At 70.8% G+C, this 24,269-nt stretch carries 21 protein-coding genes; 11 read left to right on the forward strand and 10 right to left on the reverse strand.

Annotation, left to right across the window (positions count from 1 at the left end; all coding sequences use genetic code 11):
- The first annotated feature begins 287 nt into the window (after window positions 1–287).
- The 5 genes from ASC56_RS18430 to ASC56_RS18450 are packed head-to-tail and all read left to right on the forward strand — an operon-like array spanning window position 288 to window position 6,132.
- Window positions 288–3,326: a nitrate- and nitrite sensing domain-containing protein gene (locus ASC56_RS18430; protein WP_234376991.1), complete on the forward strand. Its 3,039-nt coding sequence runs from the start codon at window positions 288–290 to the stop codon at window positions 3,324–3,326.
- Window positions 3,323–3,826, forward strand: a complete 504-nt coding sequence (locus ASC56_RS18435; RefSeq protein ID WP_055492519.1) for a roadblock/LC7 domain-containing protein — start codon at window positions 3,323–3,325, stop codon at window positions 3,824–3,826. The genes ASC56_RS18430 and ASC56_RS18435 overlap by 4 nt, the downstream gene beginning before the upstream one ends.
- Window positions 3,823–4,227, forward strand: coding sequence for a DUF742 domain-containing protein (locus ASC56_RS18440; protein WP_055492520.1), 405 nt, complete (start codon window positions 3,823–3,825; stop codon window positions 4,225–4,227). Before ASC56_RS18435 ends, ASC56_RS18440 begins: the two co-directional genes overlap by 4 nt.
- On the forward strand, window positions 4,208–4,855 hold the full coding sequence (locus tag ASC56_RS18445) for an ATP/GTP-binding protein (RefSeq protein WP_055492521.1): 648 nt from the start codon (window positions 4,208–4,210) through the stop codon (window positions 4,853–4,855). Before ASC56_RS18440 ends, ASC56_RS18445 begins: the two co-directional genes overlap by 20 nt.
- A 23-nt stretch (window positions 4,856–4,878) precedes the next feature.
- Window positions 4,879–6,132 carry a styrene monooxygenase/indole monooxygenase family protein gene (locus ASC56_RS18450; protein WP_055492522.1) on the forward strand — a complete coding sequence of 418 codons (1,254 nt, stop codon included), beginning with the start codon at window positions 4,879–4,881 and terminating at the stop codon, window positions 6,130–6,132.
- Here the strand turns inward: ASC56_RS18450 and ASC56_RS18455 are convergent.
- The 4 genes from ASC56_RS18455 to ASC56_RS18470 all read right to left on the reverse strand — a co-directional run bounded on the left by ASC56_RS18455 (window position 6,105) and on the right by ASC56_RS18470 (window position 9,574).
- Window positions 6,105–7,346 carry an NlpC/P60 family protein gene (locus tag ASC56_RS18455; RefSeq protein WP_063784983.1) on the reverse strand — a complete coding sequence of 414 codons (1,242 nt, stop codon included), beginning with the start codon at window positions 7,344–7,346 and terminating at the stop codon, window positions 6,105–6,107. The genes ASC56_RS18450 and ASC56_RS18455 overlap by 28 nt on opposite strands.
- Before the next feature lie 103 nt (window positions 7,347–7,449).
- Window positions 7,450–7,764 carry a hypothetical protein gene (locus ASC56_RS18460; RefSeq protein WP_055492523.1) on the reverse strand — a complete coding sequence of 105 codons (315 nt, stop codon included), beginning with the start codon at window positions 7,762–7,764 and terminating at the stop codon, window positions 7,450–7,452.
- Window positions 7,765–7,822: 58 nt separating this feature from the next.
- A complete protein-coding gene (locus tag ASC56_RS18465; RefSeq protein ID WP_055492524.1) occupies window positions 7,823–8,548 on the reverse strand; it encodes a TetR/AcrR family transcriptional regulator in 726 nt (241 codons plus the stop codon).
- Window positions 8,549–8,644: 96 nt separating this feature from the next.
- A complete protein-coding gene (locus ASC56_RS18470; RefSeq protein ID WP_055492585.1) occupies window positions 8,645–9,574 on the reverse strand; it encodes a diiron oxygenase in 930 nt (309 codons plus the stop codon).
- Window positions 9,575–9,710: 136 nt separating this feature from the next.
- Here ASC56_RS18470 and ASC56_RS18475 point away from each other — a divergent pair, with 136 nt between their 5' ends.
- On the forward strand, window positions 9,711–10,817 hold the full coding sequence (locus ASC56_RS18475; protein ID WP_055492525.1) for a ferritin-like domain-containing protein: 1,107 nt from the start codon (window positions 9,711–9,713) through the stop codon (window positions 10,815–10,817).
- Between the two features lie 83 nt (window positions 10,818–10,900).
- On the opposite strand, the gene ASC56_RS18480 is transcribed toward ASC56_RS18475, so the two are convergent.
- The 4 genes from ASC56_RS18480 to ASC56_RS18495 all read right to left on the reverse strand — a co-directional run bounded on the left by ASC56_RS18480 (window position 10,901) and on the right by ASC56_RS18495 (window position 14,985).
- A complete protein-coding gene (locus tag ASC56_RS18480; RefSeq protein WP_055492526.1) occupies window positions 10,901–11,389 on the reverse strand; it encodes a DUF3291 domain-containing protein in 489 nt (162 codons plus the stop codon).
- 46 nt (window positions 11,390–11,435) lie between these two features.
- Window positions 11,436–12,968, reverse strand: coding sequence for a penicillin-binding transpeptidase domain-containing protein (locus ASC56_RS18485; protein ID WP_234376992.1), 1,533 nt, complete (start codon window positions 12,966–12,968; stop codon window positions 11,436–11,438).
- Window positions 12,965–14,332 carry an FtsW/RodA/SpoVE family cell cycle protein gene (locus ASC56_RS18490; protein ID WP_055492527.1) on the reverse strand — a complete coding sequence of 456 codons (1,368 nt, stop codon included), beginning with the start codon at window positions 14,330–14,332 and terminating at the stop codon, window positions 12,965–12,967. The genes ASC56_RS18485 and ASC56_RS18490 overlap by 4 nt, the downstream gene beginning before the upstream one ends.
- Before the next feature lie 146 nt (window positions 14,333–14,478).
- Window positions 14,479–14,985, reverse strand: a complete 507-nt coding sequence (locus tag ASC56_RS18495) for a dual specificity protein phosphatase family protein (RefSeq protein WP_079102588.1) — start codon at window positions 14,983–14,985, stop codon at window positions 14,479–14,481.
- A 96-nt stretch (window positions 14,986–15,081) separates the two neighbouring features.
- On the opposite strand from ASC56_RS18495, the gene ASC56_RS18500 reads away from it, so the two are divergent.
- Window positions 15,082–15,885 carry a nuclease-related domain-containing protein gene (locus tag ASC56_RS18500; protein ID WP_055492529.1) on the forward strand — a complete coding sequence of 268 codons (804 nt, stop codon included), beginning with the start codon at window positions 15,082–15,084 and terminating at the stop codon, window positions 15,883–15,885.
- A 60-nt stretch (window positions 15,886–15,945) separates the two neighbouring features.
- On the opposite strand, the gene ligD is transcribed toward ASC56_RS18500, so the two are convergent.
- A complete protein-coding gene (gene ligD, locus ASC56_RS18505; protein WP_055492530.1) occupies window positions 15,946–16,827 on the reverse strand; it encodes a non-homologous end-joining DNA ligase in 882 nt (293 codons plus the stop codon).
- A gap of 51 nt (window positions 16,828–16,878) precedes the next feature.
- Here ligD and ASC56_RS18510 point away from each other — a divergent pair, with 51 nt between their 5' ends.
- The gene (locus ASC56_RS18510) at window positions 16,879–18,084 is read left to right on the forward strand and encodes a Ku protein (protein WP_055492531.1); all 1,206 of its coding nucleotides are present in this window, start codon (window positions 16,879–16,881) and stop codon (window positions 18,082–18,084) included.
- A gap of 185 nt (window positions 18,085–18,269) precedes the next feature.
- Here the strand turns inward: ASC56_RS18510 and ASC56_RS18515 are convergent, their stop codons facing one another.
- Window positions 18,270–20,033: a beta-ketoacyl synthase gene (locus ASC56_RS18515; protein ID WP_055492532.1), complete on the reverse strand. Its 1,764-nt coding sequence runs from the start codon at window positions 20,031–20,033 to the stop codon at window positions 18,270–18,272.
- 474 nt (window positions 20,034–20,507) lie between these two features.
- Here ASC56_RS18515 and ASC56_RS18520 point away from each other — a divergent pair, with 474 nt between their 5' ends.
- The 3 genes from ASC56_RS18520 to ASC56_RS18530 all read left to right on the forward strand — a co-directional run bounded on the left by ASC56_RS18520 (window position 20,508) and on the right by ASC56_RS18530 (window position 24,219).
- Complete coding sequence (locus ASC56_RS18520) at window positions 20,508–21,038, forward strand: hypothetical protein (RefSeq protein ID WP_079102598.1); 531 nt, start codon at window positions 20,508–20,510, stop codon at window positions 21,036–21,038.
- Between the two features lie 618 nt (window positions 21,039–21,656).
- Window positions 21,657–21,914, forward strand: coding sequence for a DUF6507 family protein (locus tag ASC56_RS18525; RefSeq protein ID WP_055492587.1), 258 nt, complete (start codon window positions 21,657–21,659; stop codon window positions 21,912–21,914).
- A gap of 106 nt (window positions 21,915–22,020) precedes the next feature.
- A complete protein-coding gene (locus ASC56_RS18530) occupies window positions 22,021–24,219 on the forward strand; it encodes a hypothetical protein (protein WP_055492534.1) in 2,199 nt (732 codons plus the stop codon).
- Window positions 24,220–24,269 lie beyond the last annotated feature (50 nt).

Genomic DNA, 24,269 nt, shown 5'->3' on the forward strand with positions numbered 1-24,269 from the left:
CCTGGTTTGCCACGGAATGATCGATTCCGGTGGTGCGTGGCGGCGAATACTGCCAAAGCCTGTCGCCGACGTCCAACCGGCCCGCCGCGCAAGGCCCTCGCACGGGCCACAGGAACTTGCCCGCCAACTCCCCGCCGAGGTTCACTCCTTCGGGTGGCGGGTCAGGCGAAGCGGGACCTCTGCCCACCGGCACTGGGAGGGTCGGAAGCCGTCGTACCGGGACGACAGCCCAGTTGACGGACCGTCACCCGGGCCCATGGGTACACGAGTGAGGAATGCGAGCACCGGTGCAGAAGATGCGGCCTCGGCGTACAGGCAAGCAGACGGCTCCCGAACGAGGCGCCTCGTCCGAGCCCGCGGGCAGCGGTCGCCCCGCCCATGTCCGCAACCGGCTGATCGTCGCGGTGGCCGTGGTCGCGGCCGCGATCGCCGGCGCCGGGGCGCCGAGCGTCATCGCCGCCTCCGGTCAGCTGAACGACTCACAGAACCTGGTGACGCTCACGGAGCAGACCCAGGACGCGCTCACCCTGGCCCATGCGCTGGCCGACGAGCGCGACGGGGTCACCTCGTACGTGGCCGCCGGGCGCCCCAAGTCCAAGGCGCCCGATGAGCAGCAGGGCGCGCGTGTCGACCGGCAGATCGACGATCTGCTTGCCAATCCGGACATCTCCGCCGGCATCCGCAAGGACCTCGACGACGTGGCCGCCGTTCGACGGGCCGCGCTCACCGGGAAGAGCAGCGCTCTGGAAGCACACCAGGCGTACTCCGCCGTCATCGCCGAGCTCCACGCCCTCGCCGATCAACTGGCCGCGAAGATGCCGCCCCGCGCGGGCTCCGGCGCCTACTCCCTCGCCGAGCTCGACAGCGCCGTGCAGCAGTCCGCCGCCGCCCGAGGACTGCTCCTCGCGGCCCTGAACGTCCCGCGCACCACCCAGACCGTCGTCAACCCGGTCACCGGCCTGCTGACCACCATCGGCAGCTCCTCGGCCGCCGACACCAAACAGCGCGACGCGCTCACCGCCGCCGCCCAGCAGGCCGCCGTCCGCTCCGACGCGGCCGTCGCCGACTTCCGCGACAACGCGCCCGCGGCCGCCAAGGCCTCGTACGACTCCACGGTCACCGGTCCCGAGGTCACCTCCGCCGAGAAGTACCTCAAGACGCTCACCGACCGGCCCACCCTCTCCGACAGCGACCTCGGCATCGGCACCAAGAAGGTCGACGCCGCCCTCTCCGCCCGCGTCGACCTCATGCGCGGTGTCGAGTCCTCCCTCTACGAGAGCCGCAGCAAGGACCTCGCGCAGCTGCGCGACGACGACGTCACCGCGCTGGAGATCCGCATCGCGGTCCTCGGCGCGCTCATGCTCGTCGCCGTCGGCATCGCCATGGCGATGGCCCGCAGCCTCACCCGCCCGCTCGCCGTCCTGCGCCTCGGTTCGGCCCGGGTGGCCGCCGACCCGGCCGCCGAGGAACCGGTGAAGTTCACCGGGCGCAACGACGAGTTCGCCCAGGTCGTGCGCTCCGTCAACGCCCTGCACGCGCACGCCGTCGCCCTCCAGGAGCGTCTGTCGACCCTGGAGGCCGACCGCAAGCACCTCGTCGGCCAGCGCCAGACGATGGCCGACGAGCGCGCCAAGCTGCGCGCCGAACTCGCCGAGGCCGCCGACCACCTGGAACAGGTCCGGCACAGCATCAACTCCACCTTCGTCAACCTCGCCCTGCGCACCCTCGGGCTGGTCGAGCGCCAGCTCTCCGTCATCGAGGGCCTGGAGGAGCGCGAGCAGGACCCGGAGCGGCTCTCCACGCTCTTCAAGCTCGACCACTTCGCCACGGTCATGCGCCGCCACAGCGAGAACCTCCTCGTCCTGGCCGGCGCCGACCACGTCCAGCAGCACGCCGGGCCGGTGCCGCTCGTGGACGTCGTGCGCGCCGCGGTCAGCGAGATCGAGCGCTACGAGCGCGTCCGCATCGCCGCGCTGCCGCCGCACGCGCATGTCGCCGGGTTCGCCGCCGACGACCTCTCGCACCTGGTGGCCGAACTCCTGGAGAACGCCACCTCGTTCTCGCCGCCGGACGTCGCCGTGGAGGTCTCGGGCTGGCTCCTGGAGAGCGGCGAGGTGATGCTCTCCGTGCAGGACGAGGGCATCGGCATGGCCACCGACCGGATGAGCCGGCTCAACGCCCGGCTCGCCGACTTCGACCCGCACGCCGCCTACGACCAGGAGGGCGGCGAGGGCCTCGGGCTCGGTCTGTACGTGGTGGCACGCCTCGCCCACCGGCACGGCGTCCGCGTCCAACTGCGCGAGCAGAAGCAGGGCGGTATCGCGGCGGTCGTCGTCCTGGCCAAGGCCCTGCTCGCCTCGGCCCCGGCGGCAGCCGTGCCCACCGCGGGCCCGGCGACGGGCGGTACGACCACGATGTCCCTGCCCGGTGCCGACGCGGAGGTCAACTCCAACGCCCTGAGGGGCCGCGCAAGGATCAGCCTCCAGGAGCCGAGCGGCGTCGAGGACCCCCTGATCGCGGCGGCGGAACAGGCCGTACGGAAGCACGACGGCCAGAACGCCCGTGGACCGGAGAGCGAGACCGGACCGGAGAGCGAGACCGGACCGGAGAGCGAGACCGTACGCGAGAGCGGGACCGTACGCGAGAGCGCGACCGTACGCGAGAGCGGGACCGTACGCGGCGGGAGTGCCCCGTGGGACGACCGCCCCGTACCCGCCCACGAGCCCTCGCCCGAGCCGGTGGACGTGGCGCCGGCCCTGGATCCGGCCCTCGCCGAGTCCGGTCCCGAGACCACGATGGAGCTGCTGCTCCCGCCGCCCAGGGCGGCCGAGCCCGAGCCCACCCCCGCTCCCGTCGTGGACATCCCCGCCCAGGCGTCGGCCGACCGGTACGCCATCGGGCCCGAGACCCACGAACGCACCGCCGACGAGGGCGAGCAGCGGCACACCCCCGCGGCGCCGCAGGAGCCGCAGGACCCGCGGGAAGAGTCCCCGGCACCCCAAACACCCCAAGCACCCCAGGAGCCCGAGGCTCCCCGGCTCACCGCCAAGGGCCTGCCCAAGCGCACCCCGAAGCTCTCCGCGCCCGCCCCGGCCCCGCCGCCGCGCGCCGGCGGTGTGGACGCCGAGGCGCTGCGCCGCAGGCTCGGCGGGTTCCACCGGGGCGCCAACGAGGGCTACCGCCACGTCGAGGCGGAGATCGCCGAGCGGACGGGGGAGACCAGGGCACCCGGGCCCCGGCCCTCGGCAGCACCTCAGAGCGCAACACCCGGAACCGCACAGGACGTAGAAGCATCGGGGGGCACAGTCGAGGAGGCAAGCAGTTGACCGCGTCCAGTACCTTCGGGTTGAGCAGTGAGGCCCGCAACCTGCACTGGCTGCTGACGAACCTCGTCGAGGAGGTGCCGGGACTGCTGTCGGTCGCGGTGGTCTCCTCGGACGGCCTGCTCCTGCTCTCGTCCGACCCCGGGCGCAACGCGCAGGCCCGCGCGGGCTCGGACGACAAACGCAGCGGCCCCAGGGGGTCCGCCGCGGACCTCGCGACCGTCGTCTCCGGCATCGGCAGCCTCACCATCGGCGCCGCGAAGCTCATGGACCTCGGCGGGGTCAAGCACACGATGGTCGCGATGGACGAGGGCAGCCTCTTCGTCATGTCCATCAGCGACGGCTCGCTGCTCGGCGTGCACGGCTCCGCGGACTGCGACATGAGCGTGGTGGCGTACCACATGGCGCTCTTCGTCGGCCGGGCCGGGCACGTCCTGACCCCCGAGCTCCGCAGCGAGCTGCGCAAGTCCCTGGAGGCCGAGTCGGCAGGGAGTATCCGATGAGCAGCACTCCGAAGAAGCTTCCCGTCCGCGGCGGCGACCGCAAAGCCGCCCGCGTGCGCCCCTATTCGCTCACCGGCGGCCGCACCCGCTTCGGCCACGTCCTGCTCGTCGAGACCTTCGTGGCCGCTCTTGAGGCCCCGGAGGAGCGGCGTGAGCTGACGAATGGTTCACTGTCGACCCGAGTGATGCCCGAGATGCGGGCCATCGTCGAACTCTGCCGTCGTATGCGCACGGTGGCGGAGATCGCGGCGCTGCTGAAGATGCCGCTCGGAGTGGTCCGTGTGCTCCTCAGCGACCTCGCGGACCAGGGAAAGATCCGTGTATACGGAACCGGTCACGGCCCCGGACAGCCGGACCGCGCTCTGCTGGAAAGGGTGCTGAGTGGACTCCGTCGTCTCTGACGCCTCCCCGGGCGTCTCACCGCTCCACGTCGTCCCCGATGAGTTGGAGCAGCCGCGGTCCTGGCAGACGGACCACACGCGGGCCCCGATCGCCACGAAGATCGTGGTGGCCGGCGGCTTCGGTGTCGGCAAGACCACCCTGGTGACCGCCGTCTCGGAGATCACGCCCCTCCAGACGGAGGCGCTGATGACCGAGGCCAGCGAGGAGACCGACGACCTCAGCGGCACTCCGCAGAAGCTCACCACCACGGTGGCCATGGACTTCGGCCGCATCACGCTCGACGACGACCTGGTGCTCTACCTCTTCGGCACGCCGGGTCAGCAGCGGTTCTGGTTCATGTGGGACGACCTGGTGCGCGGCGCGATCGGCGCTGTCGTCCTGGCCGACACCCGGCGGCTCGCGGACTGCTTCCCCGCACTCGACTACTTCGAGAGCAGCGGGCTGCCGTACGTGGTCGCGGTCAACCACTTCGACGGAAGCGAGCGGTTCGAAGCCGAGGACGTGCGCGAGGCCCTCACCATCCCCGGACACATACCTGTCATGATCATGGACGCGCGCCGCCGGATCTCGGCGATCGAGACCCTCCTGGCCCTCGTCGGCCACGCGCTCGACGTCACCCCCGAGTAGTCCTGAGTAGGAGCACCACCCGCATGCGCAAGATACTCGTCGTCGGAGCCGGCCAGTCCGGACTCCAGCTCGCCCTCGGCCTCCAGTCACACGGGTACGAGGTCACCCTGATGTCCAACCGGACCGCGGACGAGATCCGCACCGGCCGGGTCATGTCGACGCAGTGCATGTTCCATACGGCGCTGCAGCACGAGCGCGACCTCCAGCTGAACTTCTGGGAGTCCCAGGCACCGAAGATCGAGGGACTCGGCGTGTCCGTCGCCGCCCCCGGCTCCTTCGACCCGGGCCCCTCGCAGCGGGCGATCGACTGGGTGGGCAGGCTCGACGGGTACGCGCAGTCCGTGGACCAGCGGGTGAAGATGGCCGGCTGGATGGAGACGTTCGCGCAGCGCGGCGGCCAGCTGGTCATCCACGGGGCGGCGGTCTCCGACCTCGACTACTTCTCCCGCACGTACGACCTGGTGCTGGTCTCGGCGGGCAAGGGCGAGCTGGTGTCGATGTTCGGCCGAGACGCCTCGCGCTCCCCGTACAGCGAGCCGCAGCGCGCCCTCGCGGTGGCGTACGTCCACGGCCTGGGCCCCCGCCCGGAGCACCCGGAGTTCGACGCGGTCCGCTGCAACCTGGTCCCCGGCGTCGGCGAGCTCTTCGTCATGCCGACCCTGACGACCTCCGGCCGTGCGGACATCCTCTTCTGGGAGGGCATCCCCGGCGGTCCGCTCGACGTCTTCAACGGCGTCAAGGACCCGGCCGAGCACCTCTCGCTGACCCTGGAGCTCATGGAGCGGTTCACGCCGTGGGAGTACGCGCGGGCCACCAAGGTGGAGCTGACCGACCCGAACGGCACGCTGTCGGGACGCTACGCCCCCACCGTCCGCAACCCGATCGGCCGGCTGCCCGGCGGCGGCCTGGTGCTCGGCGTCGCCGACGTGGTCGTGGCCAACGACCCGATCACCGGCCAGGGCTCCAACTCGGCGGCCAAGTGCGCCGCCTCGTACCTCGCCTCGATCCTGGAGCACGGGGACAAGGAGTTCGACGAGGCCTGGATGCGGGGGACCTTCGACCGGTACTGGGACACGGCCCAGCACGTGACGAAGTGGACGAACGCGATGCTCGGCGTGCCGCCGGAGCACGTGCTCAACCTGATCGGTGCCGCGGGGGCGATGCAGCCGGTGGCCGACCGCTTCGCCAACGGCTTCGACAATCCGGCCGACTTCGAGAACTTCTTCTACGAGCCGGAGAAGACCGAGGCCTATCTGGCGTCGGTTGCCGGTGCCTGAGCGCCGGAGCGGCCCCGGTCGTCTGTGAGCCGCGGGCCGTCCGGGCCCGACCGTGCGGTTCCCCACGCCCCTTGCGGGGCGCGGGGGCCCTCGTCCGAGCCGTTGGTGGCGCCCCGGGGAATGTTCGGTGGGGCGTACTCCCGCCGCAGTGGGAGGGCGCTCGGGTCCGGGCGTACGGCTCCCAGCACCGGGTTGGCCGCGATCGGGGACACCTTGACCGTCGTCCCCGGCCGCGGCGCCTGTACGACCATCCCGTCCCCCAGGTACAGGGCCACGTGCGTGGCCTCGGGGAAGTAGACGACGAGGTCCCCGGGGCGCAGCTCCTTCAGCGGTACGTGCGGCAGCTGCGCCCACTGCTCCTGGCTGGTGCGCGGGATGGCCCGTCCGGCGTGCCCCCAGGCCTGCGAGGTCAGCCCCGAGCAGTCGTACGCCCTGGGGCCCTCGCCGCCCCACTCGTACGGCTTCCCGATCTGCTCGACGGCGTACCGCAGCGCCCGGTCGCCCTTCTCCGTCGGTGCCCGCTCCGGGCTGAGGGCGCCGGACGCCAGGAACGCGCGCTGCGCCGCGGCGATCCCGCCGCGCTCCCACTCGGCCAGTTGGGCGAGCTGTCCGGCGCTCAGCGAGGCGAGCAGCTGCTCGACGTCCTTCAACCGTCGCTGGACGTCGTCGCGTGCCTTCTTCTGGCGGCCGGTCAGGACGAGCTGGTCGTCCAGGGCCTTGCGCGCCGCGCGGGCCAGCCCGTCGGCGTGCCTCTCACTGCCCGTCAACTGGCGCACAGTCTCGGCCCGCCCCCGCGCCACCTGTCCCAGCACATGGCCCTCGTCGAGCGCGTGCTGCGGATCGCGGGCGAGCAGCAGGCGTACGTACGAGGAGATCTGCGTGCTGTTCCGGTACTGCTGCCGGGCGAGCCGACCGGCCTGCCCGCGGCTGATCTGCAGATCGATCCTGGCCCGGGCGAGCCGTCCGTCCAGCCGCGCCACCTCTGCCTGGCGCTTCTTCAGCTGGGCGGTGGTGGCGTTGTAGGACTCGGTGGCTCGCTCGGCCTGCCGGTAGAGCCGCTGAAGCTCCGTCAGCAGCTGAGATGTGGAACGTGTGTTCGGCTGACCGGTCCGGCCGCTGCCCGGATCGGGGGCCGCCACCGCGGGTGCCGGGACGAGCAGCGCCGAGACGGTCACCGCCGCCGTACAGACCAGACGCAGCAACATCTCTGACATGTCATCACCTCCGGTGCGGGGGGTGGTCCGTCCACCTCGCACCGGCAGGATGGGATGCGTGCGACCCGGGCGCCCGCCGGATGGTCGGTTCGGCCCAGCGAGGTCACTCGTCGGCGGGGTCCGTGCCGGCGCCCGGCGTGGCGGCTGGCCCCGGGCGCGGTTTGGACCACGGCCACCGGGGACGGCCGCCGTCCTCCCCCTCCGGGTCGTACTCGTACCGCCAGCCCGGGTGCAGACCGAACCGTCCGCCGGGGCCCGCCTGGACGCGCCGGTAGACGAGGACGGTCGGCGGGCCGCCGACCGCGTCCGGGACCGGCACGCGGTACGTCTTCGGGGGGTGGCCGGTGAGGCCCAGCAGGACGGGCAGGACGCGCCCGTCCAGGGGGCCGCCCACGAACGGGGTGTCTTGGCTCTTCACGGCACCAGTGTCCATGTCACGGGCCCCGGGCCCGTCGCGCGGCACAACGGCACGGTGGTCACAGCAGGTGACCCGCGTCGGCGAGCACGGGCAGCACGCGCCGGACCAGCGCGCCGATCGGCCCCTCGGCGCTCTCCAGGGCCAGGGCGCCCCGGACCACGGCGGCGGTCTGTGGGTCGCGTCCCGCCCCGGCCACCAGGCAGGCCACGAACTGCTCCACGAGCCAGTCCCGCAGCTCCTCGACCGGCGGCTGCTTGTCCTCGTCGAGCCAGATGAGGGAGGCGGCCTCGACGGAGGTGATCCACATCCGTACGGTCATCCGCAGCCGGGTCCCGGGCCTCTCGACGCCCAGATGGCTGAGGATGTGCTCGGCGGCGGCCCGCCGCACCCCGTCCACGATCGCGGTGGTGCGGGACGTCTCGACCACACTGCCGCCCTGGAGCAGGGCGCTGAAGCCGGCGTCGTGCTGGTCGACGAAGGCGAGGTAGCGGTCGAGGGCGCGGCCCAGCCGCCGGGTGAGCGGTCCGTCGGGGGGCTCCGCGAAGCAGTGCTGGAGTTCCTCGGCGGCGGAGTGCAGGGCGGCCTCGTACAGCTGCTGCTTGCCGCCGGGGAAGTAGCGGTAGACGAGGGGCCGGGAGACTCCCGCGGCCTCCGCCACGTCGTCCAGCGAGACCTCCTCGGGCGCGCGGTGCGCGAACAGGGAGAGCGCGGCGTCGAGGAGCTGGGTCCGCCGCTCCTCGACGCTGAGCCGGCGGTACGCGCGCGTGGTGGCCTCGGAGGTCATATCCCGCAGCGTAACCGGGCCGTCCCGCGAAACGGCCACGAGCGCCGGGCCGAACGTCGGCCGCCTCACGGTGGCCGCGGGAGGCCGGGGACGCTTTCAGGCCAGCAGTCCCGACGACCTCCACAGCCGTCGGCCCATCCCCCGCAGTACGCCGATGTCGTCCAGGAAGTCCGTCAGCCGTTTCGCGCCCGTCTGCATGACCTCCCGGCGGTGTCCGCTCGCCCGTACCTGCGCCACGGCCTCCCGCTTGTCCAGGCCGACGTTCGTGTACACCTCGGGGTTCACGAACGCGACCGAGAACACACGTGCGAACTCGCCGGAGGTGATCCGGGTGAACTCCTGCGACCAGCGCGGGGCGGTCAGCATCTGGCGGCGCAGCTCCTCGCGCGCGTACCGGACGTGCCGGGCCTCCTCGACCACGTGGATGCGGGTGACCCCCCGGACCAGCGGCTGCACCCGCTCGTCCGGGAAGGTCAGCCGCTGCATCCAGTCCAGGACCTCCTCACCGAGGAGGGTCGCCGTGAAGGAGCCCGGCGTCGTCGAGATCGTCTTGAAGACGCGGCCCAGGTTCTGGTGCGCCCGGCTCACCGGGTACCAGGGCGTGTCGCCGTGCGCGATCAGCCGGGCGAACATCTTGGAGTGCCGGCACTCGTCCTCGATCTCGGTCAGCGCGTAGCGCACGTGGGCGCTCGTCGCCGCTTTGTCGTAGATGTGCCGGACCAGCAGCTGCATCAGGATGATCTCGAACCAGATGCCGAGCGAGGCGAGCGCCGCGGCCTCGTGCTGGGAGAGCAGGATCCGCTGCTCCTCGCCCATGCGCTTCCACAGCGGAGTGTCGTAGAGCGACACCAGCTCCGGCGGCCAGAACCACTTGCCGTCCTCGTAGGGCGCGTCCCAGTCCAGTTCGCTGTCAGGGTCGAAGGAGTGCTTGGCGGAGGAGTCGAGCAGTCGCTTCGCCACCTGCTCCCGGTCCTTGAGCAGGCCGAGCGCGTCGCGCAGCACCTCGGCTTCCGTCACGGTCGTCATCGCTGTCCCCACCACCTCGTCGTACGGGCCGCCGTTACCGGCGGTCACGTCTTATGAGACTGCTTGTCAGCAAGGACGTCAATCCCCTGTGCCGCACTTGTTGACGCCGCGTCTACCTCGTGTGAGCGTGGGCTGTATGCCGACCCACGAGCTGTACGCCAAGGACCCGGGAGACCCGCTCTGGCAGGTGCCCGCCGGTGGCGCCGCGCGTTTCAACTGGGAGTATGACGACGGGCGCGACCGGCTGCTCGCCCTGTACCAGAAGGGCAAGGACAAGCAGTGGGACGGGCAGAAGCGGATCGACTGGGACCAGGAGGTGGACCCGTACGATCCGCTCGGCACCCCGGAAGAGGCGATGACCCTGTACGGGACGCCGTACTGGGCCAGGATGACCGACCGGGACAAGGGCGAGCTGCGCAGGCACTACGCCTCCTGGCAGTTCAGTCAGTTCCTGCACGGCGAGCAGGGCGCGATGGTGTGCGCGGCCCGGATCGTGGAGTCCGTCCCCGACCTGGACGCGAAGTTCTACTCCGCGACCCAGACGATGGACGAGGCGCGGCACGCGGAGATCTACGCGCGCTTCCTGCACGAGAAGATGGGCATGGTCTACCCGATCAACGACAACCTCCGGTCGTTGCTCGGCGACACCCTTCGCGACTCCCGCTGGGACATGCCGTATCTCGGGATGCAGGTGCTCATCGAGGGCCTGGCGCTGGCGGCGTTCGGGATGATCCGTGACACCACGAACAAGCCGCTGCCGAAACAGATCCTGGCGTACGTCATGCAGGACGAGGCCCGGCACGTGGCCTTCGGCCGTATGGCACTGCGGGACTACTACAGGCAGCTCACGGACGCCGAACTGCGCGAGCGCGAGGAATTCGTCATCGAGGGCTGCTATCTGATGCGCGACCGGCTGCGCGGGGTGGAGGTTCTGGAGAACTTCGGCATTCCGAAGGCGGAAGCGGAGGAGTTCAGCGAGAACTCCGAATTCCTCCGGCTGTTTCGTCAGTTGCTCTTCAGCCGCATCGTCCCCTGCGTCAAGGACATCGGTCTGTGGGGCAAACGCCTGCAGCAGGCCTATGTCGACATGGGCGTCTTCGAGATGGGCGATTCGAACCTGGACCTGCTGATGGCCCAGGACGAGGAGATCGCCGAGCAGTTGGACGCGGAACGCTTCGCCGCGGAGGAGAAGGCCCGCGTCGCCGAGGTGGAGGAGACGATCGAGGCGGGGGCGGGGGGTTGAGGATCGCGTCCGGGGCGGGGCGGTGGCGGCGGGTCTGCTCCTCCTGTCCCACGCGGCCGATGGCGGCGGCACACGGCGGGGTCCTAGTCCTCGCGGGGCCCGTCGGAGCCCGGCGGGAACGACGCCCGGAGGGTGAAGGCGTATCGGGTCGCCCCCTGGGCGCGCAGATGCAGCAGGCGCTCCTCCGCCTCCGCCACCGTGGGGCGGTGGCCGGCGGGCACCCACCACAGGGCCGTGACCGCCTCCTGCAGGCGCTCGAACCAATCGCGGCGCCGGGCGAGCAACTCGCGGTGCTGCCCCTGGTACATGAACGCCGTAAGGGCGTCGATGTCCCGCCATGTCGACATGTTGATGATCAGCCAGTCGTCACCGAGGACGGGTACGTCCGTGGCGTTGCCGGAATCGCTCTGCAGACGCCAGACGAAGCCGTCCGAGGCGTCGGCCACCGCGTTCACGGGATCCAGCGCGTCCACGAAGTCCTTCAACTGCGGTGAGTCCAGCGGGGCCTTGAGGCGGGCGATGTTGACCTGGGCGAGCTCGTACGCGGCTGCGGGCCGATCGTTCACCGTCATGGACCGAACGGTAGGTCGGCTGCCCGGTGCGGCGACAGCCCCCGTCTCAGCAGCCGGACGGCCCGCAGCGCCGCGTCCGCGGATGCCCGTTCAGCACCGCCTCCATCACCGCCTTGGCGATCGGTGCCGCGTCCCCGCCCCCGCTGATCTCCCCGCGTCGGCCCGCCGCGTTCTCCACCACCACCGCGACCGCCACCGCCGGCTCCGGCGCGTCCTTCGCCTGCGCCCAGGAGATGAACCAGGCGTACGGATTCCCGGAGTTGCCGACGCCGTGCTGGGCCGTGCCCGTCTTGCCGCCCACCATGGCACCACGGATCGCCGCGTTCCTGCCCGTGCCCTCCGCCACGGTGTCCATCATCATCTCCCGCAGCTGCTGGGCGGTCTCCGGGGTCATCGTCCGGTGCAGGGTGCGGGGAGCGGTCGTCGAGACCGTCTCGCCGTCCCCCGCCGTCGTCCTCTCCACCAGGTACGGGGCCTTCACCTCGCCCTCGCCCGCCACCGCCGCCGCGATCATCGCCATCTGCAGCGGCGTCGCCCGGGTGTCGAACTGCCCGATGGAGGACAGCGCCAGCTGCGGCCCGTCCAGCTTCCGGTCGAACGTGCTCGGCGCCACGGGGAACGGGATCCTCAGCTTGCGGTCGTTGAACCCGAACTTCGCCGCCGTCTCCGTCATGCTCCGCAGCCCGACCTCCACGCCCAGCTTCGCGAACACCGTGTTGCACGACCACTCGAAGGCGTACCGCAACGACGCGTCCGCGCAACCGTCGACCTCGTTGGTCAGCTGGGTGCCGGTGCCGGGCAGAGGGTAGGGGTCCGGAGACGTCGTACGCGCGTCGAGGCTGGTCACCACCCCCGCGTCCAGCGCCGCCGCGGCGGTCACCACCTTGAACGTCGAACCGGGCGGGTACGTCTGCTGGATCGCCCGGTTGAGCATCGGCCGCGCCGCGTCCCCGGTCAGCCGCTTCCAGGCCCGGGCGACGGCCGCCCTCGACCCGGACAGCTCCGCGGGGTCGTAGGACGGCGTCGACACCAGCGCCAGGATCCGCCCGGTGGACGGTTCGATCGCGGCGACCGCGCCCGTGCGCCCGGCCAGCTGCCGGTACGCCGCCCGCTGCGCCGCCCCGTTGAGGGTGGTGACGACGTTGCCGCCGGCGTTGCGCGCCCGGGCGACGCCGTTCCACAGGTGCGGCGTCGCCAGCAGCGGGTCGGTGCCCGCGAGCAGCGCGTCGTGCGTGTTCTCCAGCTGCGTCGTCCCGTACACCTGCGAGGCGAAGCCGGTGACCGGCGCGTACAACGGACCGTCCGTGTAGGTGCGCTCGTAGCGGAACATGCCGGCCGTGTCGCGGGAGCCGGTCACCGCGCGGCCGTCGACCACGATGTCGCCGCGTGGTGAGCTGTACCGGACGATCGCCTGCCGGCGGTTGGCGGGGTTGTCGGCGTAGCGGGAGGACTCGAGGATCTGCACCCGGCTCGCGTTCGCGAGCAGGGCGATCAGCAGCACCGCGCACAGGGCCGCCGCCCGGCGGATGGTGGGGGTCCCCCCTGGCCGGCCGAAGTGGAGATCCTGGGGAAGGCTCACGGCGCCGCCGCCCCGTCGCACTGGCCCCGGGCCGAGTCGCTGATCCGGATCAGCAGCGCCACGATGATCCAGTTGGTGACCACCGACGAGCCGCCCTGGGCCAGGAAGGGCATCGCCATGCCGGTGAGCGGGATCAGGCCCGTCACCCCGCCCGCGATCACGAACACCTGGAGCGCGACGATCGACGCGAGCCCGATGGCGAGCAGCCGCCCGAACGGGTCCCGCAGGCCCAGGCCCGCCCGGTAGCCGCGCTCCACCAGCAGGGCGTAGATGAGGAAGAGCGCGGACAGGCCCGCGAGGCCCAGCTCCTCGCCCGCCGTCGCCAGGATGAAGTCCGACTTGACGGCGAAGCCGATGAGGATCGAGTGGCCGAGGCCGAGGCCGGTGCCGAGCGCGCCCCCGGCGGCGAACGCGAAGAGGGACTGGGCGAGCTGGTTGGGGCCGTGGCCCGCCTCGATCGACGCGAAGGGGTGCAGCCAGTCCGCGACCCTGCCGTGCACATGCGGCTCGATCGCGCCGACGGCGAGCGCGCCGAGGAGCGCGAGCACCAGGCCGACGGCGACCCAGCCGGTGCGGCCGGTCGCGACGTACAGCAGCACCACGAACAGTCCGAAGAACAGCAGCGAGGTCCCGAGGTCGCGCTCCAGGACCAGCACGCCGACGCTCAGCAGCCAGATCGCCACGACCGGGCCGAGGACGCGTCCGGTGGGCACGTGCAGCCGCCACACCCGGCGGCGCGTGAACGTCAGTGCATGGCGGTTGGCGGCCAGGTACCCGGCGAAGAAGACCGCCAGCAGCACCTTCGCGAACTCGCCCGGCTGGATGGAGAACCCGGCGACCCTGAGCCAGATCCGGGCGCCGTTCACCGCCGGGAAGAAGATCGGCAGGGTCAGCAGGCCGAGGGCGGCCACCACACAGACGTAGGTGTAGCGCTGGAGCACCCGGTGGTGGCGCAGCAGCACCACGACGGCGATGAACAGGGCCACGCCGATCGTCGACCAGTACAGCTGGGTGGGGGCCGCCCGGTCGCCCGGGGTCTCGAGGTCGAGTCGGTAGATCAGCACCAGGCCCACCCCGTTGAGCAGCACGGCGATGGGCAGCAGCAGGGGATCGGCGTACGGGGCCCGCAGGCGCACCGCGCAGTGCGCGAGCAGCGCGAGCACGCCCAGCCCGGCCCCGTAGCGGGCCGCACCGGGCGGGACGGTGCCGTTCTTCGCGAGTCCCACGGCGCAGTAGCCGTACACGGAGAGCAGGACGGCGAGGAGGATGAGGGCGAACTCGATGCCACGGCGCCGGGGCAGGCCCAGGGCGGGAGCGGGGGCGTCCGCCGCCCGCGTCGGTCCTGGCATTCCGGGCTGGATCATGTGCGGAACGTAGCAAGCGGGCGACCGAATGTCCCGCTATATGGTCACAATCGGGCCGTTCCGGTACATCTCGAGGCCCCGGTCATGGAGGCATCGGAAGGGAAGGGCCGGGCCGTCCGGCATCTCCGCGTGGCCGGACCGTGGCGTCACTCCGTGAGTTCCTCCAGGAGACGGGCCGTGCCCAGGCCGGCGCGCAGGTACTCCACGAACAGCTCGTTGTGCAGCGCCCAGGGCCCGCGGCGGGCGCGGATCATGCGAATCGCCTCCTCGGCGGTGTGACCGGCCCGGATCAGCGCGTCCGCGACGACCAGCCCCGAGCGGTTGTAGCCGTGGTAGCAGCGCACGAGGACCCGGCGGCCGTCCTCCAGGGCGTCGTCGGCGGCCTGCCCGAGCCGCATCACGCCCGCGAGCTGCGTTCCGTCGAGCGGGCCGTCCGGAATCGGCCACACACGGTGCTCGATGCCCTCGTCCGGGCCATGCCCCGGCAGCCGCAACAGGGTCAGTACCAGATCGAACTCATCGCGTACGACGGCGAATTCCGTCTCTCCGGAGCGCGCCCTGAATTCATGGCCGCCCATCCACAGCCCGGGCACGATCTCGTTCCACGGACTGTCCGGAGCGGGCACCTCGGGTTGCTTTCTGCGGGTCCGCAACGGCGCCTCCCAGCGACTGCCCAACTGCTCACAAGGTAGCCGGGTTCTTGCCCCTGGAGCACCCCGCCTGTTCCCATGGTCGGGGGGTGATGGTGCATGAGTGGACTGCGCGTCATACCGACCCGGCGGCACGGACAGGAACGCCTGTACGTGTGTGACACCGACGGGAGGAACATCGCCTGGTACGACCGAGAGGCGGGCCGGGTCAACCTGCTCAGCGAGGACCGGCGGCAGGAGGTGCTGGAGGCGCTCGGCCCGTTCCTGAGCGGGCCGGTGGCGGTGGGGCCGCCACCCGTTCCCACCCCGGCCGAGCTGGTGCGGCTCTCCCTGCACCCGGACGACGACCTCGCGCCGAACCGGCCCGGCGAGGCGCTGGTGATCGCCCTGGACCGCGACCCGGAGCACGCCCACCTGCTGCGCCCCGATCCCCGGCGCCGGGCGCTCGCCGCGGAGCAGGCGGTCGGCGAGGCGCTGGATCGCCTGGAGGGCGTGGGCTGGCGCACCTTGCACTCGGTGCCGCTGCCCGGAGGCGACCGCATCCACCACCTGGTGATCGGCCCCGGCGGACTCTTCGCCGTGCGCTCGCTCTACGCCCGCAGGCAGCGCATCCGCGTCGCCGACCCGATGGTGACGGTGGGCCGCGGCGAGCCGCTGCCGCTGCTGCGCCGGGCACGCTCCGACGCGGACCGGGCCTCCTACGCCCTGACCGCCGAGGTCCACCCGGTCCTGGTCCTGCTGGAGCCCGCCCGTGTGGAGGTCACGGTCCCGCCGCGTGAGGTCCGCGTCCTCAAGGACACGGACGTTCCCGGCCTCGCCCGCCTGGGCGGCATGCTGAAGCCGGCGGACGTGGAGGCCCTGCACGCGATGGCCCGGGACCGGCACACATGGTCGAGGGTGTGACGGGTTCAACTGACCTCGACAATGGCTTTCGTGATGACGGGCAGCGGCGGCGCGTCCAGATCAGGGCAGCGGCGCCGCTCGGTCCGGTTCCAGGAGCGGCGCCAGTAGGTCGCCGTACGCCTGCACACGGGGGCCGATGTCCGGGGCGCGGAAGACCAGGTCGCCGGGGGAGACGCAGTCCGCCACCTCCTCCCACGTCACCGGCGCCGACACGGTGGGTTCGGCCCGGGCGCGCAGTGTGTAGGGGGCCGCCGTCGTCTTGCGGGCCGCGTTCTGGCTCCAGTCCACGAAGACCTTCCCGGGCCGCAGACTACGGGTCATACGGTGGATCGCCAGCCGGGGCAGCGCCTTCTCCGCCTCCACGGCGAGCTGTCTGGCGTACTCCGTGGTCCGTCGCGACGGCGTCCGCTCCACCGCCGCCAGCAGGTGCAGCCCCTTGGAGCCGGAGGTCTTCGCGTACGCCTCGATCCCGTCCGCCGCGAGCCGCTCCCGCAGCCACAGGGCGACCTCGCAGCACTCCACCACGGTGGCGGGCGCCCCCGGGTCCAGGTCGAAGACCAGCCGGTCCGCCTCGTCGGGCGCGTCGATGCGCCACTGCGGGGTGTGGAACTCGGTGACCAGGTTGGCCGCCCACATCAGGCTGGGCAGGTCCTGGATCAGCACCATGCGGGCCGGGCCCTCGGCGCGGGGCACCTCGGCGGTGGTGACCCACTCGGGCGTACCCGGTGGCACGTTCTTGGCGAAGAAGACCTGGCCGTCCGGGCCGTCGGGATAGCGCAGGAAGGACAGCGGGCGGTCACGGAGGTGCGGCAGCATCGCGTCCGCGGTCGTCGCGTAGTAGTGCAGCACCTCACCCTTGGTGAAACCGGTCGCGGGATAGACAACCTTCTCCAGGTTGCTGAGCGCGAGCCGTCGCCCCTCCACCTCTGTGATCGGCGTCATACGATGAGAATCCCATGAAATCGTCTGATCTCTGTTGAAAAGGTGCGGCACGTGCGATCCATCTGGAACGGCACCATCTCGTTCGGCCTGGTCAGCATCCCCGTGAAGCTGATGAACGCCACCGAGAACCGCTCGATCTCCTTCCGCCAGATCCATCTGGAGGACGGCGGCCGCATCCGCTACCGGAAGTTCTGCGAGCTGGAGGACAGCGAGGTCACTCAGTCCGAGATCTGCAAGGGATACGAGGACGCGGACGGCACGGTCGTCCCGATCACCGATGAGGACCTGGCGAAGCTTCCGCTCCCGACCGCCCGGACGATCGCGATCATGGCCTTCGTTCCCGCGGAACGCATCGATCCGCTCCAGATGGACATGGCGTACTACCTCGCCGCGAACGGCGCTCCGGCAACCAAGCCGTACGCCCTGCTGCGCGAGGCGCTCAGACGCAGCGGGAAGGTGGCCGTCGCGAAGTTCGCGCTGCGGGGCCGCGAGCGGCTCGGGATGCTGCGCGAGTTCGACGGCGTGATCGCCATGCACGGGCTGCTGTGGCCGGACGAGATCCGCACGGCGGAGGGGGTGGCTCCGGACACGAGCGTCACCATCCGTGACAGGGAGCTGGACCTGGCGAACACGCTGATGGAGACGCTGGGGGAGGTGGACCTGGACGATCTGCACGACGAGTACCGCCAGGCGCTGGAGGAGCTGATCGCCGCGAAGGTGGAGGGCAGGGAACTGCCGCCGGCCCCCGAGCCCGAGGGCGCGAAGGTCCTGGACCTGATGGCCGCTCTGGAGAAGAGCGTGCGGGCGGCGAAGAAGTCGCGGGGCGCGGAGACGGGCCGGGCGGCGGAGGTCAGACGGCTCCCGGCGCCGAAGCCGGCACGCGCCGAACCGAAGGAGGTACGCGCCGAACCGAAGGAGGCCGGCGGCAGGCCGAAGGGGGCCGGAGGCAGGAAGTCGACGGCTACCGCGAAGAAGACGGCGGCGAAGCCGACCGGCACGGCGAAGAAGACCACCGCGAAGTCGACGGGGGCCAAGTCGAGCGGGACGGCGGAGAAGACGGCGGGGAAGAAGACGGCGGCGGAGAAGAGGACCGCGGCGGAGAAGAGGACCGCGGCGAAGTCGACCGGGGCTGCGAAGAAGACGGCGGCAAAGAAGACGGCGGCGAAGAAGACGCCGGCGAAGAAGACCGTGGCGAAGAAGACCGTGGCGAAGAAGACCGAGGCGAAGAAGTCGGTGGCGCGTAAGCGTACGGCGTGATGCGGCGCGGCGCGGAGCGTATGCGCTGAGTGGCGCGCGAGCGTACGGCGTGACGTGGGGCGTGAGCGTATGCGTTGAACGGCGCGCGAGCGTACGGCGTGATGCTGGGCGCAAGCGCAAGCGCAAGCGCAAGCGCAGGCCCAGGAACAGGCAAAGGCACAGGCAAAGGCACAGGCACAGTGGCGCTATCGCGCCACCCTCCGCAGTGCCAGGACCGCGTTGTGGCCGCCGAAGCCGAAGGAGTTGCTCAGGGCGAGGTCGCCCGTCGAGGGGAGCGGGCGGGGGGTTCCCCGGACCACGTCCAGGCGGATCTCCGGGTCCTGGTCCGTGCCGCCGATCGTCGGGGGGATGACCCCGCGGTACAGCGTCAGGACCGTGGCCACCGCCTCCACACCGCCCGCAGCCCCCTGCAGATGGCCCAGGTTGCCCTTGAGGGCCGTGACCGGCACCGCACCGCCGAGGACCGTCCGCAGCGCGGCCGCCTCCGCGAGGTCGCCGTCGGGTGTGGCGGTGGCGTGGGCGTTGACGTGGACGACGTCCACGGCGTGGGCGTCGGCGTCCCTCAGCGCCCGTCGCAGGGCGAGCGCGATCCCGCTGCCGGAGGGGTCCGGGGCGGCCATGTGGTGGGCGTCGGCGGACAGTCCCCAGCCCGCCGCCTCGCAGTAGACGCGGGCGGCACGGGCCCGCGCGTGCTCCTCCGCCTCCAGCACCAGGAACCCGGCGCCCTCGCCGTTCACGAAGCCGTCGCGGTCCTTGGCGAAGGGGCGGGAGGGGGAGGCGTCGCCGACCGTGTGGTTCGACAGCGCGCGCATCGAGGCGAACGACGCCATGATCGCCGGTGTGACCACCGCCTCCGCGCCGCCCGCCAGGGCCACGTCGACGTGGCCGTGGCGAATGCGGTCGATGGCCTGACCGATCGCCTCGGTCCCCGACGCGCACGCGCTCGTCACCGTGCGGGCCTCGCCCGTGATCCGCAGGTCGAGTGATATCTGGGAGGCGGCCTGGGACGGCACCGTCATGGGGGTCGTGAGGGGAGAGACGGCACGCGGGCCCCTGTCACGCAGCGCGCGGTCGCCGCCGACCAGGATCGACGCGTCGCCGAGGATCGCGCCCACCGAGACGCCGACCCGCTCGGGGTCCAGTCCGCTGGGCACCGTTCCCGCCGTGTCGAACCCCGCGTCCCGCCAGGCCTCCCGTGCCGCGAGCACCCCGAACTGGGCGGCCCGGTTCATGCGCCGCGCCTGCGGACGGGGCAGCAGCGTGGCCGGGTCGACGGGTACCGTGCCGGCCACCCGGACGGGCAGCTCCGCGAACCCCTCGCCGGTCAACTCCCGTATGCCACAGCGTCCTTCGACGAGCCCCTGCCACAGCTCGGCGACGCCCATGCCCAGCGGGGTGACCGCACCGAGGCCGGTGACCACGACCCGCCGCGGCGCCGCCCCGGGGGCCGAGCGGCGCGGGCGCGCGTGGTGGCGTACGAGATGACCCCGGGCAATGGCGTCCTCGGCCAGCTCCCTCAAGCCCGCGTCGGTCAGCGGCCGTTCCACGGGGTCCTCCAGGTCGCGATGCCAGACGCCCCAGCGGCGTACGTACGTCTCCTCCACCGCCCGGGGGTCCACCGCGCGCAGGGACGTGACCCGGTCCCCGTCGCGGAAGGCGGTGCCGCCGAGGTCGCTCGACGTGAGCAGCGGAACGGCCGCGACGTCCATCCGGTGGCCGGCGACGGTCACGCGGCGGGCGCGGGAGACGACTTCGTCGTGGTCGGTGCCGCCCAGCGGCGGGCGCAGGGTCATCCGGATGGTCTCGGGGTCCTCCGGCACGGTGTGCATCACGACGTACCAGGCGTGCTCGGCGGCGTCCTGCTCCGCCGGGTCGAGCAGATCCCCGGGGACGACTTCGGCGGCGGTGACGGTGTGGGGCCGGAGGGAGATGTCGACGGAATGGCGCATTTGTTCGTCCGCTGCTTTCTGTGGCCGGTCGAGTCCATGGCAGGAGGCACAACAACGGAAATCGCAGTTGTGCCCGCCCGGCAAGGTGCCGCATTTCACGGCCATGGCCGACCGAATCCCAACTCTCCTTTCATCATGGCTCGTTCGCCATTGAACAGGTCAACTCGTGTGCGAAGAATCACTGATCTGATGAAGATCGTGGGAAAGGATCAAGAATTCCGGCAGAGTGGATGTTGAAAATTGGCCAACGTTGCCGAATTCATGCGCTCGCAATTCGCCGGGTGTCAGCGGTGACGTTGGCAGCGTGTGACGGGAACGGATCCGGCTGGACCGGTAGTCCCGTGGGCACGGGCCTGCGGGTCCAGCGCGCGCCCCCCTCAGGCACGGGGCGACCCATGGAGCAAGATACCGCGCGATCTGACACCTCGTCACTTACACTGTCGCCGTCACACACCGAGGGGTCATGTGAGCAGCATGAACAGAACACCACGAAGGCCATGGCGCCACCTCGTGCTCGGCGGAGCGCTGGTCGCCGCGCTCGTCACGCAGTCGAGTGCGCTCGTCGCCGAGCAAATGCAGATCGGCGACCTGCAGGTAGAGCACATCGAGCCCGGCCCCTCCGGCCCGCCCGGCCCGTCCGGTCCGCCCGGCCCTCCGGGCCCGCAGGGCAGAGAGGGGAAGGACGGCAAGGACGGGAAGGACGGAGCCGACGGGAGGGAAGGCAGGGAAGGGAGGGAGGGCAAGGAAGGCAAGGAAGGCAAGGAGGGGAAGGACGGCAAGGACGGGACCAACGGAATGGACGGGAAGAACGCTGTCGCCACACCAACGCCGACTGAGTCCCGCGGCCACCGTGAGGACGCCCCGAACAGGGTCCTCCCGGGCAACTCCTCCGTCATGAACGAGAGGATGTTCGACCATTGCACGCCCGAATGGGGATACCCGCAATTGCAGACGGCAACGCCCGACGAACCGCAGCACCAGAGCGAGTGCGAACCGGACCGGTGACCGGGCGGGCTTGCCCCGCCGATGAACGGGCCCGCGAACTCGTCATCGCCAAGCAGCGGCCGGGGGCCAGTCACGCTGACCCCCGCTCTCTCGCGTCGGCATCCGCCCCGGCCAACGCCTGACGTTCGGCGATCGATCCAGGCCGCCATCCGATTGAACCATCCATAGCTGATGTGTCGCTGGGAGCGGGCTTGGCCGGGGCCGTGAGCCCGAGCGACGAGGGCCATGGCGGACCGGGACGACACAGCACTGCCCTCGGCAGTCACAGGACGAGACCACGGCAGGTCCATGACGTGCCCTTGCTCGCCTTCACCCAGCCGGAGTGAGGTGTCGGCGTACTTGCTCATTGCCCGCGCCGTGCCGCTGTCCCATGTGCACTCGGTCTCACAGGACGGTGATGAGGCCCCGGAGCGGCGCTGGCGCTGTGTGATCGACTCGACGCTCGTTTGGCCTTGAAGTGCGTTGCTGCTGCAACAGACGGGCTGCTAGAGGTGGGCTGCTAGAGATGAAGGCTCTGTTGTCAGACGCGCGTGCGATGCTGAGCAGCACTGAAGGAACGTATCTGCCGGGGGATGTGCGGGGGTTGGTGTGACGGGGTGGGACATCGCGCCTGCGGGCGTGCAGTCGGTGATCTCCAAGGTGAGGGAGGCCGCTGATGGAATGAACGCCGGGATCACCGTGGAAGGCACCGAGAGGGACATGGCGTTCCTGCCGCTGCGCGCGAGCAATTCGGCGAATGGGGCGATAGAGGCGACCAACGCATACGTGTCCGGCGCCTTGGAACAGGCTTGGAACGCCCAGCGGCAGGCGATGCTCGCGCCTGATGTGACGGCGTTCCTGGAAGCGGCCCGGAAGAAGGCGGGCGAGGGCCGGTGATCAGCCCGGACAAGATACCCACCTTCACCGGTGACCTGATCGAACTGCGCCGCGAGGTGAGCTCCCTGCGGCGGGCGGCGAAGGCGACCGGGAGCACGGCAGCGATGTGCACACCCGCTTCCAGCGCCTGGACGCCTCCTACAAGGCGCCCGAGGCCGAGCAGTTGTTCGCGACGACACAGGCGGTCCAGGGCACCTCGGGGAACGTCGCCGACAAGCTGGAGACGGTGGCCGGGGCGCTGGAGGACTACGCCGTCGAGGTCGCCGACATCGTCAAGCAGTTGGAGACGCTGCGCGCTCACGCGGCAGCGTTCGTGGCCTCCGTCCACGGCGATTCCGGCTTCTTCGCCCCCTGGCGCAAGGATCAGGACAAGGTCGACGAGCATCAGGCGCTGTGGGACGGGGTGAACACCGCGGTCGCGGCGTTCCAGCGGGCCGAGGTGACGTGCGCTGACAAGATCACGGCGTTGGTGGGCGGCACCCAGTGGCACATCAACGACGGCAGCCCACAGCAGAAGAACGCCTACGGCTTCAGCGCCGACCAGCTGGCACACGCGGACAAGCTGCCGTGGGGGAGCCCGGAGCACTACGAAGCACTGCCGGGTGGGATCGACTACCACCTGAAGCAGACCGGGCTGAGCATCTTCGACAACGCCAAGGGTGCGGTCGAGGGGCTGGTGGACCTCGTCAGCCCCGGCGAGAAGGGCAACGCCACCCGTGAGGGGCTGGCCAGGGTGGTCATCGGCGCCGAGGGCTACCTGATGGACCCGTACGGCGACAACCAGAGTCTCGACCCGCTCAACAAGCGGTTGATGGACGAGAACAAGCCGTATGCGAAGGAGCTTGCGAAGTCGTTCGTGGGCTGGGACGACTGGCAGACGAATCCCGGCAAGGCGCTGGGCACGGTCATCTTCAACGGTCTCACCCTCGGGTCGGGCCCGCTGGGCGCGGCCTCAAAGGCAGGCGCGGCGGCGGGCGAGGCCGGCGCGCTGGCCCGGGTGGCCGGCACGCTGTCCAAGGTCGGCGAGGTGCTGGACCCGATCGGCGCGGCGACGAAAACGGCCGGCGCGGCGGCCCGCGCCCTGCCGAAGGTCTCCGACCTGGTCGCGGGCGTCCGGGCGGCCACGGAATCGGCGGCGACCGCGGACAGAGTCCACAGCGTCGTCGGCCTGTCCAACAACTACGAACTCCATGTCGAAGATGGTGAATTCGCAGTCCACAAGAACGGCGCCCCGGACAGCACTCCGGCTCCCCACGAGCCGGCCGCCGCTGACCGAGCACGCGCGGTTCAGGCTTCCCGCGAGCAAGAACTGATCGGCGCGGGCGCTCACCCGCCAGGAGGCACTGCTCATGCCGGTGAGAACCGGCCGCCGGGGGCCGGCCACGACGGCCCTCACGTAGGCGGTTCTGGCGGTGATGTCCCGGGGCACGCCGGTCAGCCGCACGCGGGCTCCGCTCACGACCATCACGGAAACGGGTCGGACTCGCACTCGGAGGGCGGGCACGGCGCTGAGGGCTCTCAGCCTGGGCATGGCCACTTCGGACACACGGACACTACGCCGGACCTTGGTGGCGGAGATGACGTAGGGCACTCGGATAACAGCCATGGGGCGGGTGAGGCGCACAGTGCGCCTCCTTCGGGTCCATTGGAACTGGGAGGTGAGGCCGAGCGTGAACTCCGGGAGGGGCTGCGCGGCATACCCAAGAACACCATGAAACCCAAGGTGGTCGAGAAGCTCATCACCAGGCTGTCGGAGCATCAGTCTGGGCGTGAAATGGCTGAAATCATCAGCTCTGGACGCTTCTCCCATGCGCGGGGTTTCAGGGACACGGTCTCGATGCTGGGGTCCGGAATCCCTGACCAATTTCCGCGGGCTATTGATCAGATTCGGCTCGGCAATCAATTTTACGAGAGCGGTCTCCGGCACATTGAATTCGAGGTGAAGAATCCAAGCATCAAGGCAGATCTTGATGTGCGAGTGACGGACGACTCCGGAGACAGTTATGGCTATCAATTGAAGCGCCTGAACAACCCCAAGAACCCCTTCGAGAACATAACGAAGCCAGACAACCTCGGTCAGCTCTCAAAGTCGGAAGCCGATCACAGAATCATGCTCGTGGACGGACAGGGGACCGTCGCCGAGTGGGAGTCCAGGGGCATCCCGGACGAGCTCCTCCAGGTGCACCGCGGTGACCATCCGATCAAGAGCGAAAAGGGGCGTGGCATCCTGTTCGTGCTTCGACTGGACGACGGGACGATAGTGATTCCACCGGGTGCCAAGGCTGATCCACGAGGTGTTCTGTGATTACGACGATGCCGGTCGGTAGTTGGTCATGGGAGACCAAAACGCCGACT

It is taken from the genome of Streptomyces sp. TP-A0356 (assembly GCF_001417775.1).
Taxonomy (GTDB): domain Bacteria; phylum Actinomycetota; class Actinomycetes; order Streptomycetales; family Streptomycetaceae; genus Streptomyces.